This is a genomic window from Micromonospora sp. DT228, from assembly GCF_049841595.1.
Taxonomy (GTDB): Bacteria; Actinomycetota; Actinomycetes; order Mycobacteriales; family Micromonosporaceae; genus Micromonospora.
In genome coordinates, this window is sequence record NZ_JBNCKO010000026.1 from 59,936 (window position 1) to 72,477 (window position 12,542).

Genomic DNA, 12,542 nt, shown 5'->3' on the forward strand with positions numbered 1-12,542 from the left:
TGCCCCGCCGCGTTCCTCACCAGCCGATCACCAACACCGGCCGCTCGCGTGTCCCTGCACCTCGCCGGCCCCACCCATCCCACGCGTTTTACTACTTTTGTGAATTAAGTGTGTAAAAGTCCGTTTAAGCAACCCCCGTGGTCCGGTGCGGCACCCAACCACCGCATCGCCGGCGTCTGGTGAGACGCCTTCGCGAAAGGGCACGTCGTGACAACCAAGCTATTGAGCCATCCGCGCCGCGCGGCCATGTCCGCACTGGCTGCCGTCGCCGCCGGCGGCACAGCAGTGGCCGTACTCATCTTCAGCGGCACCGGCGCGAGCGCCGCCGAGGCACCTGTCGACCTCGGCACGGCGGCGAACTTCTCCGTGCTGGCCGGCGCAAGGGTCACCAACACCGGACCGACCTTCCTCGCCCAGAACCTCGGCGTCAGCCCCGGCAGCGCCGCGACCGGCTTCCCGCCCGGCCTCGTGGGCGGCGAGACGCACCTCGCCGACGCCGTCGCGCTACAGGCACAGAACGACCTGACCACCGCCTACAACGACGCGGCCGGTCGGACCCCGTTCACCATCCTGCCCGCGGAACTGGGTGGCACCACGCTGGTCCCCGGGGTGTACCGGATCGGTGCCGCCCAACTGACCGGAGCCCTCACCCTCAACAGCCAGGCCGACCCGGGAGCCGTGTTCATCTTCCAGATCGACTCCACCCTCATCACCGCGTCGGGCAGCAGCGTCGTCTTCATCAACGGCTCCTCGCCCTGCAACGTCTACTGGCAGGTGGGCAGCTCGGCCACCATCGGCACGGGCAGCCAGTTCGTGGGCAACATCCTGGCCCAGGAATCGATCACCATGACCACCGGCGCCACCCTCCAGGGCCGCGCCATGGCCCGGACCGGCGCCGTCACCCTCGACACCAACACCATCAACGCCCCCGTCTGCCTCCAGCCGACGGGCACGCCCACCCAGCCGACCGGAACACCAACCGGTACGCCCACCCAGCCGACCGGCACGCCCACCCAGCCGACCGGCACGCCCACGAACACACCGACGGGCACCCCCACCGGTACGCCGACGGGCCAGCCCACCGGCCAACCCACGCCCACCCGCACGAGGCTGCCCGTCACCGGCGGCAGCGGCGGAGGCGCTCTGGTGCCCGTCCTGACCGGGATCGGCGGTATCGCCGTCGCCAGCGGCGCAGCCCTGCTGCTCCTCTACCGGCGTCGGACGACCAACTCCTGACCGAGGCGCCCCGGCGGCCGGTAACCAACCGGCCGTCGGGGCGACACCACCGACTGTCACCCGTCCCGCTCACCCGCTGGCGGCGACTCCACCATCGCGGCGCGCAGGGCGGCCAACGACACGGTGGCGAAACCCACCCGGGAGTCACTCGCCCCGTACGGCAGCCACACCTCGCCGTCGTGGATGAGCGCTCCGCAGGAGTAGACGACGTTCGGTACGTACCCGTCCCGGTCGTCCTCCTCCGGCGACAGCAGCGCACCGGGAAGGTGCGCGACGACCCGCTCCGGTCGGTCCAGGTCCAGCAGGAGCGCGCCGATCGCGTACCGGCGCATCGGTCCGACGCCGTGGGTGAGCACGAGCCAGCCGGCGTCGGTCTCGATCGGGGATCCGCAGTTGCCGACCTGGATCAGCTCCCAACTGTCCCGTGGAGCGTGCAGCGGGGTCGGGGCCTGCCAGCGATTGTCGCCGTCCAGGCGGGTCAGGCCGATGGTCTCGCCGTCGGCCCGGCACAGCGCCAGGTGCCGGCCGCCGACGGTACGCGGAAACAGCGCGACCCCCTTGTTGCGCGCGCCCGGCCCTCGCATCGGGGTCGTCTCGAAGCGGCGCAGGTCGCTGCTGACCAGCGCACGGGTGGCGATGCTCCGGCCGTCGTAGGCGGTGTAGGTGGCCCGGTACACCGGCCCGGACTCGTCGACGAACCGGACGAACCGCGCGTCCTCCATGCCGTTGCTCTCCGCCGGGGTGGCCGGCCAGAGCACCCGTTGGTGCAGAGCCGTGTCGGCGGGGAAGGCCGTGGCGTAACTTCCGGCGTTTGTGCGACGCAGTTGTTCCAGGGTGCCCAACCCGGTGCTGCGGGAGAGCAGATCGGGTGGCAGGTTGGCGAGCAGCCGCTCGAAGGTGGCCTCGTCGTACCGCTCGGGCAGGGCGTCCAGCACCGTGGCGGTGACCTCGTTGTCGCAGTCCTCCTCGGCGAGGCCGGCGACGAGCAGGTCCCGGCGGTGCCGTACGCCCGTCCGCTGCCCGACGGCCAGCGGGCCGGGCCGATCGGCGACGGTGAGCTGACGCCCGGGTCCGAGGACCGCGGTGGCGAACCCGATGGACGACAGATGACCCTCGCCGATCTGCCGCAGGCTGACCGCGACGCGCAACTGCCCGACGCCCAGACCGGTCTGGTCCGGGTGGGCCACCATCGACGGATTGCAGAGGGCGGCGGCCTCCACCGCGTACTCGTGGCTGAAGTAGGCGCCGACGAGCAGCCGGCTGGTCGGCGAGAGATCCCGGGCCCGGGCGGCGCGGTGCCGGACGAGGTCGTAGTGGTGGTGGAACGTGCCGGCCAGGTCGCGGTGCCGGGCACCGAAGCGGTCGAAGGTGTCCCGCAACAGCCGGCCGGTCTCGGCCTCGTCGAGGCGCGCGACCCGGTCGATGAGCGCCCGCGCGCGGGTACGCACCACCGCCGCGTCCTCCCCGGGGACGAAGAGTTTGACGATGACCCGCCGTGGATCCGGAGCGAGAGTGGCGTCGTGTCGGACGGCCAGACTCCGGATCACGACCACCGCCGGGCGTGCTGGAGGGTGGAGAGGAGCGCGAGAGTCGATTCGGCGCCCTGGTTGAGGTTGGGTCCGTGCGCGGTCAGCCCGTCGTAGCCGCCGCCGGTCGCCGGATCCCACATCGGCGTGCCGAGGTCGTTGTCGCCGAGGAACCACCCGACCGCCTGTCGTACGCCGGTGTCCCACTCGGGGTCGCCGGTGACCGTGGCGGCCGTGGCACAGGCGTCGGCCAGCGCGGCGACCTCGATCGGCTGCTGGTCGTGGCGCAGCCGCACGGCGCCGTGCCGCCAGCCGCCGGCCGGTACGACCGACAGCCGTCCGTCGCGTAGCTGGACGTCGCGCAACCAGGCCAACATCCGCAGGCCGTCGTCCAGCTGTGGACCACCCTCGCGCAGTTGGCTCGCGGTGATGACCACCTCGGCGAGGGCCGCGTTCGCGTAGGTCAACTCCTGTCGTGGCCACGGCCAGCGCGGGTCGGGACCCGCCGGGCCGACAGTGCTGGCCGCGTCCGCGAGTAGGGACGCCGCGGCGACGTGACCCGGGTGGCGGCGGAGGACCTCGGCCGCGCCCAGGCCGGCGAAGGCCATCGCGTGCGGTGCCCGGGTACGGCGGCCGGCGCCCCGACTGAAGGCGACGAGCGCCTCCTCCCGTACCCAGGGTGCGGGGCTGCGGGCGACGGCCGTGCCCAGACCCCACAGCGCCCGACCCCACCAGTCGCCGAGCCCCGGTTCGTCGGCCCAGCGCCGATCGTGCCCGAGCCGGTTGTGGAAGGCGCCGTCGGCGCCCTGCGCGTGCGTCAGGAACGCCAGGTAACGCTCCGCGAGCCGCAGCACCTCCTCGCTCGGGTCCGGCTCGCGGCTGACGACGACCAGCCCACGGGCCACGTCGTCGGTGCAGTAGCCGTGTTCGCGACGCGCGATGGCGTGCCGGGCGTGCTCGAAGAGACCCGTGTCGTCGCTCATCCGGATCAGATGGGCGAAGCTCGGCGCGGGCGCCGTCGCCCAGCGTCCCCGGGGGGAGGTCCGGGGCCGACCGGTGGTCGTGGTCATGCCGGCACCGCGCTGACCGCCGGCGGGCGGGCCTCGCTGAGCTGCCCCGCGAGCGTTTCGTAGCGGGCCGCCACCGCCGGCCAGCGCAGGTGCGCGGCCAGCGGCCGGACCCGGCCGGCGAGCCGCGCGGTCAGGCCCGGCTCGGTCAGGATCCGCCGGATCGCCGCGGCCAGCGCCGCCGGGTTCTGCTGGGGTACGACCAGACCCGGCCCACCGGTCAGCAGCTCCACGGCGTGCGGGAACGCCGTGGCCACGACGGGCACCCCGGCGGCCACGGCCTCGATGAGTACGCCGGAGGTGACCTGTTCGCGGCTGTCGTAGGGCAGCACCACCACGTCGGCGGAGCGGATCAACCGACCCAGCGCCTCCTGGTCGTGGTAGACGTCCTGGTAGTCGACGGCGTGCGCGATGCCCAACTGGGCGCCGAGCTGGTGCAGCCCCGCCCGGTACGCCTCGCCCTGGTGTTCGACCACCTTCGGGTGGGTCCGGCCCGCCACCGTGTAGGTGGGTGTCGGTTCCAGGTCCTGCAACCGCGCGAGGGCCCGCAACGACCACTCGACACCCTTGCCGGGGCCGAGCAACCCCCAGGTCAGCAGGTGCGGTCGGGAACGCCGCTCGACGGGTACGTCGGCGAGCTCGGCGGCCCCGTGCGGGATGACTGTCACCTTGCCCGCGGGAACGGCGTACCCGACGAGCAGCCGGTCCCGAGCGGTCTCGGTCATCGTGACCACCGCCCCGGCGGTGGCCACGATCCGCTCCAACAGGGACTTCTGCCGGGCGGTGGGCTGACGCAGCACGGTGTGCAGGACCACGATGCTCGGCACGGTGAGCCGCCGCAGCAGCGGCAGGACGTCCTCGCCGTCGTTGCCCGGGTAGATGCCGTACTCGTGCTGGACGATCGCCACGTCGAAGGTGTTCAGGGCGGCCGCCGCGTCCCGCCAGCCGGTCGGGGTGAGCGCCGACCAGGTGTGCACGACCCCGGGCACCGGCCGCTGGTCGTCGCCGTGATCAGTGACCCGGACGATGCCACCGCGAGTGCCGTCGGCGGTCAACTGGGCGGCGAGTGCGGAGTTGAAGGTGGCCAGCCCACACCGGGTCGGTGGGTGGGTGCTGAGGAATCCGTAGCTGGGCATGAACGTGGTGCCTTTCCGGTTGTCGGCCCCTGCCTTCCGACGGGCGGGCCTCACGCGGGAACGGCGCACGCCGGTCAGCGTGTGTGACCGGCGGGGCGGGTTGGTTCAGCCGTGGACGAGCTTGTCGTAGACGGCGAGGTAGTCGGTGACCATCCGGTCCGCGCTGAATCGCCGCAGCGCCCGCGCCCGGCAGTGCGCCCGGTCGAGGCCGGTGACCCGGGCGACCGCGTCCACGGCCTGGTCGACGGTGTGCACGAGGAAGCCGGTCACACCGTCGTCGACGACCTCCGGCATGGACCCCCGCCGGTACGCGACGACCGGGGTGCCGCAGACCATCGACTCCACCACCGACAGCCCGAACGGCTCGTCGAAGGCGATCGGGTGCAGCAGCGCGGTGCTGTCCCCCAGCACCTCGGCCCGCCGCCGTGGGCCCACCGACCCGAGGAACACGACCTGGTCACCGTCGATGTGCGGGGCCACCTGTTCGGCGAAGTACCGCTCGTCCTGCACGATCCCGCAGATGGTCAGGGGTCGGCCGGCGCGGCGGGCGATCTCGATCGCGGTGTGGGTGCCCTTGTCGGGATGGATCCGGCCGAAGGCGGCCAGTCCGGGGCCGGCGTCGCCGGTGAACGGCAGCCCGCCGACGTCGACGCCGTGGTGGACCGTGGCGACGTAGTCGAGCGCCGGTGCCCGGTCGGCGTCGGAGATCGACACGTACGACGAGCGGGCTCGGGAGTAGGCGGGGACGATGTCCGGGCCGGAGAAGCCGTGCACAGTGGTCAGCAGCGGAGCGCGGCAGTGCTCCGCGAACGCCAGCGGAAGCCAGTCGAGGTGACTGTGCACCAGGTCGAACTCCGCCGAGCGGGCCAGCGCGTGGGAGACGTGCATCGCCTCCCACACCCGGCCGTCCAGGTCCGGGTCGTCCGCGTAGCCCCGGGGGCAGACGCCGTCGAGTTGCGCGGAGGTGACGGAGTCCAGTGTCGCGAAGAGGGTCACGTCGACGCCGCGGCTGGCCAGCCCCTCCGCGAGCAGGCCGGTCACCTGCTCCCACGGGCCGTAGTGGTGCGGGGGCGTACGCCAGGCGATCGGTCCGAGCAGGGCAACCCTCACGGAGATGGCGCGTCGGCGAGGTCGGCCGGGTCGAGGTGCAGGGTGGCGAGCAACCCGGAGTGCTTCGCCGGGTCCACGCGCTCCGGCAGCTCGCGCTCGACCCAGTCGGCCCGGGCCTGCTGGCCCCGGTCGCGAAGTGCGGTGACGATCCTGTCCCTGGCGATCCTCATCTGGTGCTCCCCTGTTAGGCGTTCAGAACGATCATTCGCACGGACGGCGGTGGTCCGGACACCGCCTCCGTGACGGTGCTGACCAGCGAACCCGACAGCCGGGACGGGGTCGGCGATCGACAACACGACCAGCCGTGCGCGGCGATGGGGATGACGAGCGGTTACGCCCTCTGTGGGCTGGTGGCGGACGGCGTCCGGCGGCCACCGGGTTCCCGGGCGACAGGTTCACCGTACGCCCTCGCGGTGCGCGAGCGCACCCGCACCGGCCGCCGGGCCGGTCGGTCGCGCCCGCCGGCCCACCGGATCCAACGTTCAGGGTTCCAGCACCACCTTGCCCGCCCGGCTGCGCGTCTCGGCGAACACCAGCGCGGTGCAGACCTCGCTGAGCGGGTAGCGGGCGGCGATCTGCGGCACGATCACCCCTTGCCGCAGGAGGTCGAGCACGATGCCCAGGTCGGTACGCAGGCGACGCCGGAACGCGGCACGGCGGGTGAGGTGTCCGGCCCAGAAGTTGTAGAAGCCGGCCCGGTGGCCGTTCGGCAGCGCGTTCCAGGTGTAGAGGCGCGACAGCAGCTTCACGAAGACCCAGGCGACCGACTGGCCGGAGTCCACGGCGCCGGCGTTGCCGTAGACGACGAGCGTGCCGCCGGGGGCGAGCAGGCCGTACGAGGTGCGGACACCAGGGCCGCCCACCGGGTCGAAGACGGCGTCGACACCGCCCGGTGACAGCTCACGCACGCGCGTGGCCACGTCCGGGTCACGGTAGTCGAGCGGTTCGACGCCGAGGTCGCGCAGCGCGGCGTGATGCCGTGCGGCGGCGGTGCCGATGACCCGCAGGCCGAGGTGGCGTCCGAGTTGGACGAGCACGGTGCCGACGCCACCGTTCGCGCCGTGCACGAGGATTGTCTGCCCGGCGCGCAGACCGGCGCTCCGCAGCATCTGCCAGGCGGTCACACCGTTGACGACGACGGTCTCGGCGGCGGCGGGGTCCACCTCGGCGGGTACGGGGGTCAGGGCGTCGATGTCGACAAGCGCGTGCGAGGCCCAGCCTCCGGTCTTGGTGACCGCCGCGACCCGGGTGCCGACGAGCGAGCCGTCCGCGTCGGGGCCGACCGCCCGGACCGTGCCGACGAGGTCGTAGCCGGGCACGAACGGGAACTTCGGCTGGCCGGGGTAGCGGTCGTGACGCATCTGCTGCTCGGCGAAGGAGATGCCGGTGGCCTCGACCTGGACGAGCGCCTGACCCCGGGCGGGGACGGGCATGGCGCGTCGGCGCAGTTGCAGTCCGTCGGGCTCCACCACGCCGGGCAGCACGACTTCGGTGATCATCGCATCGGTGGTCATCGGGATTCCTCCTGGTTTGTAAGTGTGCACTCACACACTTGTTCGGGTGAAAAGGTGGGCCGCTGTCGCGGCCCAGGGGTCGATGGTCGGGGTCAGGGGTGACGGATGCCGGCGGTCAGCGCGCGGGCCCACGACTCGGGGACCTGCTCCAGGCCGGCGGTGACGATCAGGTGGCAGAGCTGCCCGTACGCGAAGAACCGCTGCACCTGCGCGTCGTCGGCGCCGGACCGGTCCTGCACGAAGGTCGCGACCCGCCGGTAGCCGGCCCGCACCGCCTCGGCGATCTCCGGGATGTCCGTGACGGCCTGCGCCTGCACCTGGAAGAGGAGCAGATCACGGTCGGCGATCAGCTCCGCGTAGGCGCCGCCCATGGCGTCGAGGATCTCCTCGGGACCACTGCCCGTGGCCTGCTCGGCTCCCGCCTCGATCGCCACGGCGATCCGCTCGAAGCACGTGTCGGCCGCCGCCACGAACAACCCGAGCTTGCCGGTGAAGAGCCGGAAGACGTACGCCTCGGAGATGCCGGCGGCGGCGGCGACGGCGGTGACCGGGGTGGCGTGGAAGCCGGTGCGCGCGAACGCCGCGACCGCGGCGTTCAGCACGGTGACCCGGCGGGCTTCGGCAGTCGATCGCATGTTTGTAAGTGTGCACTCACAAACAAGAACCGTCAAGCCGGTTGCCGGCTGACCCGCCCGTCCTCCCTCACTCCAGCGGGTAGAGCCGGGCCGGGTCACCGGGTCGGAGGCTGTCCGGGATGTCGTCTGAGGTGCTGGCGGCGATCGAGCCGAGCAGCGCCAGGGAGCGCGCGGACTCCGTACCCGGCTCGGCGTGGTAGATCACCAGCAGTTGCCCGTCGGCGCCCGCGACCGCGAGCTTGTCGCAGTACAGGTCGAGGTCACCCACCTCCGGGTGACGCAGCCGACTGACCACGCCCTCCCGCCGACGCACCTCGTGCCGCGCCCACAACTGGCGGAAACAGTCGCTCTTGAGCGACAACTCCCCCACCAGCGCCGTCAACCGGGGATCGTCGGTGGCCCCGCCCGAGTCGGCACGCATCTGCCCCACCACGCTCTGCATCGCCTGCCGCCAGTCGCGGAACAACTCCCGCTCGGCCGGGTCCAGGAACACCGCCCGGAGTCGGTTCGCGCCCGGGGCGAGATTCGGTGACAGTGCCCTCGCCATCGGGTTCGAGGCCAGGATGTCGAGGTAGCGGTTCTGCACGAAGGCCGGCATGTCGAGCTGCCGCAGCAGGTGCAGGATGCTGGCCGGCACCCGTTCGGCGGCCGGTCGGACCGCCCGTCGCGACCGCGCGCGGCTCAGCCCGATCAGGTACGCGGTCGCCTCCGGATCCAACCGCAGCACCCCGGCGAGGGCATCGAGGACCTGCACCGAGGGATGCCGTTCGCGACCCTGCTCCAACCGCAGGTAGTAGTCGGCGCTGATGCCGGCCAGCATCGCCACCTCCTCGCGCCGCAGCCCCGGCACCCGGCGCAGGCCAACGCCCGGACCGAGCCCGACGTCCTCGGGCCGGGTCTGCTCCCGACGGGCACGCAGAAAGTCGCCGAGCGGATTCGTCGCGTCCATGCCACCGACGGTAGATCGCCCGGCCGCCCGGTGACTGGCTGTGTCACTACCAGGAACAGCTCGCCCTGCCGCCCGGTCGGCCGCCGGCGCACAGTCGACGCATATCCACTTCGATTACGGATAGAGGACGACATGAGCGAGAACCTTCCCGGCGGGTCCCTGACCCTGGCTGACGGCCTCACCCTGAGCCGGATGGGCTACGGCGCGATGCAGTTGGCCGGCCCGGGTGTCTTCGGCCCGCCCCGCGACCACGAGCAGGCGCTCGCCGTGCTCCGCGAGGCCGTCGACCTCGGGGTCCGGCACATCGACACAAGCGACTTCTACGGGCCCGTCGTGGTGAACGAGCTGATCCGCGAGGCGCTGCACCCGTACCCCGAGGATCTGCACCTGGTCACCAAGGTCGGCGCGCGACGCGGCGCCGACCGCTCCTGGATCCCGGCGCTGGCGCCGGACGAGCTGAAGGCCCAGGTCCGGGACAACCTCCAGCACCTCGGCCTGGACGTCCTCGACGTGGTCAACCTGCGGGTCGGTGTGGCGGAGGGCACCGGCGGCGATCCCCTCTCCGAGCAGTTCGGCGCCCTCGCCGACCTGCGGCAGGAGGGGCTGATCCGGCACCTCGGGCTCAGCAACGTCACGCTCACCCAGCTCACCGAGGCCCAGGCCATCGCCCCGGTGGTCACCGTCCAGAACCTCTACAACGTCGCCAACCGGCAGGACGACGCCCTGGTGGACAGGTGCGCGGCAGAGAACATCGCGTTCGCCGCGTTCTTCCCACTCGGCGGGTTCACGCCGTTGCAGTCCGACACGCTCAACGACGTGGCCGCACGGGTGGGCGCCTCGCCGCAGCAGGTCGCCCTCGCCTGGCTGCTTCAGCGCTCCCCCACCACCGTGTTGATCCCGGGCACCTCGACGCTGGCGCACCTGCGGGAGAACCTCGCGGCGGCCGACCTGAAGCTGCCGGCCGACGCGATCGAGGAGTTGGACGCCATCGGCGCCTAGCTAGGGCATGTGCGGGCGGTTGCGGACGAGGGCGAGCGTGAGCACGGCGGTGACGAGGAAGACGATGCCGTTGACCCGCAACCCGGCCTGGACGCCTGAGGTCAGCGCCTCGGCCAGCGCCACCCGTACCGGATCGGGCAGCGGTTGGTCGCCGGTGACGCCGGCGGCCACCGCCACCCGCACGGCGGCCGCGGTGGGTTCGCCGACCTGGTGCGCGGCCAGCCGGTCGGGCAGGTCGGCAAGCATCGTGGTGGTCAGGAGCGTGCCCAACACCGACGAGCCGAGCACGGAGCCGACCTGGCGGGCGGCGTTCACCGCCCCGGCGGCCATGCCGGCCTGCGCGGGTACGACGCTGGCCAGGGCCGCCGCCGTCGCCGGGGCCACCACCAGACCGCTGGCGGCGCCGAACAACGCGAACAGCGCCCAGCGACTGCCGAACGACGCGGTGGGCCCCTGGGTCGCCAGAGCGAAGCTGGCCACCGAACCCAGGACCAGGCCGAGGGCGATCGGCGCCTTGAAGCCGGTACGACGGATCGCCCGCCCGGCGCCGAAGGCGGCGAGCACGTAGGCGCCGAAGAGCACGAGCATCCGCCAGCCGGTGTCCAGCGGGCTGAGCGCCTGGGCACGTTCGTGGAAGAGGACCAGCAGGATCGCCACGCCGGTGAAGCCGAACAGCGACACGGCGGCAACGACCATGACGGCGCTGAACGACGCGGACCGGAACAGCCGTACGTCGAGCATCGGCGCGCTGGCCCGTAACTCGACAAGCACGAACCCGACAAGTGAGACAAGCGCGGCGATCCAGGCCACCAGCATCACCGGACTGGCGTAGCCGTCCTTGCCGCCCTGGATCATCGCGTAGACGGCAGCGGCGATGGCGACGGTGCCCAGCAGCAGGCCCCGTACGTCGAGTCGGGCGGCGCTCGGCCGGGACTCGGCCACCCCGACGGCGGCCACGACGAGGGTGATCACGCCGAGCACGATCGTGGACAGGTAGACGCTGTGCCACCGGTAGTGCTGAAGCAGCGTGCCGGCGATGAGAGGGCCGATCGCGAGCCCGATGCCGGAGGCCGCCGACCACGCGGTGATGACCTCGGTACGTCGGTGCGGGTCGGTGAAGGTCGCGCCGAGGATCGCCAGGCTGTTCGGCAGGATCAGGGCTCCGCCCAGGCCGGCGACCAACTGCCCGACGATCACCCAGGCCACGGTCGGGGCGCCGGCCACGACGGCGGCACCAACGATCATCGCGAGGACTCCGGCACCGAACACGCGCTTGCGCCCGTAGCGGTTGCCAAGGGTGGCGGCGGACAACACCACGCTCGCCACCATCAGCGTGTAGGCGCTCGGGATCCAGATCAGGGTGGTCGGGTCGACCCGCAGGTCCCGCTGGATCGTGGTCAGCGCGGAGACGGTCGCGGTGATCTGGAGGAACGTGATCATCGCGCCCAGACACATGGCGATCAGGGTCACCGGGCGGGAGCCGCGCACCGCGGAACGGACGGGCGCGGCCGGTCCGGGCGCGGCCGGTCCGGGCGCGGGTGGGGCTGTGGTGTTGCTGGTCACGGGGTTACCTCAGGGGCCGGATGGGCTGGCTTGCATATGCTGAAGTCAGCGCATCCCAGTGAAGCACCTGACTAGCCGCCACGCAAGTCAGGTAGGCTTGACGGCATGGAGGACCTACGGGACGACCGCGACTCCTGGTCGAGTGAGAACTGCTCGGTGGCCCGAGCGATGGACATCGTGGGCAGCAGGTCAACGGTTCTGATCATGCGCGAGGCCCTGCTCGGCACCCGCCGCTTCGACGACTTCGTCCGCCGGGTCGGCGTCGGCGAACCCGCCATGGCCGCCCGACTCAAGGAAATGGTCGCCGCCGGCCTGCTCGAACGGATCCCCTACCGGGAGCCAGGGCAGCGCACCCGCCACGAGTACCAACTCACCCACAAGGGCCGCGAACTCCTGCCCGTCATCACCGCCCTCCGCAACTGGGGCGACACCTGGGCCGCCGACGACGCCGGCCCGTCCATCGTCGCCACCCACCACGACTGCGGCCAACCGGTCCGCGCGGTGCTCCGCTGCGCGGCGGGCCACGAGATGACGGACGGCGACATCGACATCGCCGCCGGCCCGGGTTTGATCCGGCGCGGCTGACGGCTGAGGACCGGGCGGTTCGGCCTGATCCAGCGGGGCCGGCGTCTCGGGCTGGAGCGGGCGCGATCCGGGCGCGCTGACGGTCGACGGTGACCCCGATCGACCGGGACCGGCGGGCCCAGGCGGGCCGGCTTCGGGTTCGGCAGGCCCAGGCGGGCCGGCTTCGGGTTCGGCAGGCCCAGGCGGGCCGGCTTCGGGTTCGGCAGGCCCAGGCGGGCCGGC

At 72.4% G+C, this 12,542-nt stretch carries 12 protein-coding genes; 3 read left to right on the forward strand and 9 right to left on the reverse strand.

Annotated features, from left to right (window positions below):
• Positions 1-207: 207 nt before the first annotated feature.
• Complete coding sequence (locus ACLQ29_RS32900; RefSeq protein ID WP_425775266.1) at positions 208-1,236, forward strand: ice-binding family protein; 1,029 nt, start codon at positions 208-210, stop codon at positions 1,234-1,236.
• 56 nt (positions 1,237-1,292) lie between these two features.
• Here ACLQ29_RS32900 and ACLQ29_RS32905 read toward each other — a convergent pair whose 3' ends face one another.
• The 8 genes from ACLQ29_RS32905 to ACLQ29_RS32940 all read right to left on the reverse strand — a co-directional run bounded on the left by ACLQ29_RS32905 (position 1,293) and on the right by ACLQ29_RS32940 (position 9,173).
• Positions 1,293-2,783, reverse strand: a complete 1,491-nt coding sequence (locus tag ACLQ29_RS32905; protein ID WP_425775267.1) for a glycoside hydrolase family 130 protein — start codon at positions 2,781-2,783, stop codon at positions 1,293-1,295.
• Positions 2,780-3,832 carry a glycosyltransferase gene (locus ACLQ29_RS32910; RefSeq protein WP_425775268.1) on the reverse strand — a complete coding sequence of 351 codons (1,053 nt, stop codon included), beginning with the start codon at positions 3,830-3,832 and terminating at the stop codon, positions 2,780-2,782. Before ACLQ29_RS32910 ends, ACLQ29_RS32905 begins: the two co-directional genes overlap by 4 nt.
• Positions 3,829-4,965 carry a glycosyltransferase gene (locus tag ACLQ29_RS32915; RefSeq protein ID WP_425775269.1) on the reverse strand — a complete coding sequence of 379 codons (1,137 nt, stop codon included), beginning with the start codon at positions 4,963-4,965 and terminating at the stop codon, positions 3,829-3,831. The genes ACLQ29_RS32910 and ACLQ29_RS32915 overlap by 4 nt, the downstream gene beginning before the upstream one ends.
• Positions 4,966-5,070: 105 nt before the next feature.
• Positions 5,071-6,075 (reverse strand): glycosyltransferase family 4 protein, encoded by a 1,005-nt coding sequence (locus tag ACLQ29_RS32920; RefSeq protein WP_425775270.1) that lies wholly within the window; start codon positions 6,073-6,075, stop codon positions 5,071-5,073.
• The gene (locus tag ACLQ29_RS32925; protein WP_425775271.1) at positions 6,072-6,245 is read right to left on the reverse strand and encodes a hypothetical protein; all 174 of its coding nucleotides are present in this window, start codon (positions 6,243-6,245) and stop codon (positions 6,072-6,074) included. Before ACLQ29_RS32925 ends, ACLQ29_RS32920 begins: the two co-directional genes overlap by 4 nt.
• 312 nt (positions 6,246-6,557) lie before the next feature.
• A complete protein-coding gene (locus ACLQ29_RS32930; protein WP_425775272.1) occupies positions 6,558-7,589 on the reverse strand; it encodes a zinc-binding dehydrogenase in 1,032 nt (343 codons plus the stop codon).
• A gap of 92 nt (positions 7,590-7,681) precedes the next feature.
• Positions 7,682-8,224 carry a TetR/AcrR family transcriptional regulator gene (locus tag ACLQ29_RS32935; protein WP_425775273.1) on the reverse strand — a complete coding sequence of 181 codons (543 nt, stop codon included), beginning with the start codon at positions 8,222-8,224 and terminating at the stop codon, positions 7,682-7,684.
• A gap of 67 nt (positions 8,225-8,291) precedes the next feature.
• Positions 8,292-9,173 carry a helix-turn-helix transcriptional regulator gene (locus ACLQ29_RS32940; protein ID WP_393365974.1) on the reverse strand — a complete coding sequence of 294 codons (882 nt, stop codon included), beginning with the start codon at positions 9,171-9,173 and terminating at the stop codon, positions 8,292-8,294.
• Positions 9,174-9,305: 132 nt separating this feature from the next.
• Here ACLQ29_RS32940 and ACLQ29_RS32945 point away from each other — a divergent pair, with 132 nt between their 5' ends.
• Positions 9,306-10,172, forward strand: a complete 867-nt coding sequence (locus tag ACLQ29_RS32945; RefSeq protein WP_425775274.1) for an oxidoreductase — start codon at positions 9,306-9,308, stop codon at positions 10,170-10,172.
• Here ACLQ29_RS32945 and ACLQ29_RS32950 read toward each other — a convergent pair whose 3' ends face one another.
• On the reverse strand, positions 10,173-11,735 hold the full coding sequence (locus ACLQ29_RS32950; RefSeq protein ID WP_425775275.1) for an MFS transporter: 1,563 nt from the start codon (positions 11,733-11,735) through the stop codon (positions 10,173-10,175). It abuts the gene before it with no gap.
• 105 nt (positions 11,736-11,840) lie between these two features.
• Between ACLQ29_RS32950 and ACLQ29_RS32955 the strand changes: the two genes are divergently transcribed.
• Positions 11,841-12,320, forward strand: coding sequence for a winged helix-turn-helix transcriptional regulator (locus tag ACLQ29_RS32955; protein ID WP_425775276.1), 480 nt, complete (start codon positions 11,841-11,843; stop codon positions 12,318-12,320).
• Positions 12,321-12,542 lie beyond the last annotated feature (222 nt).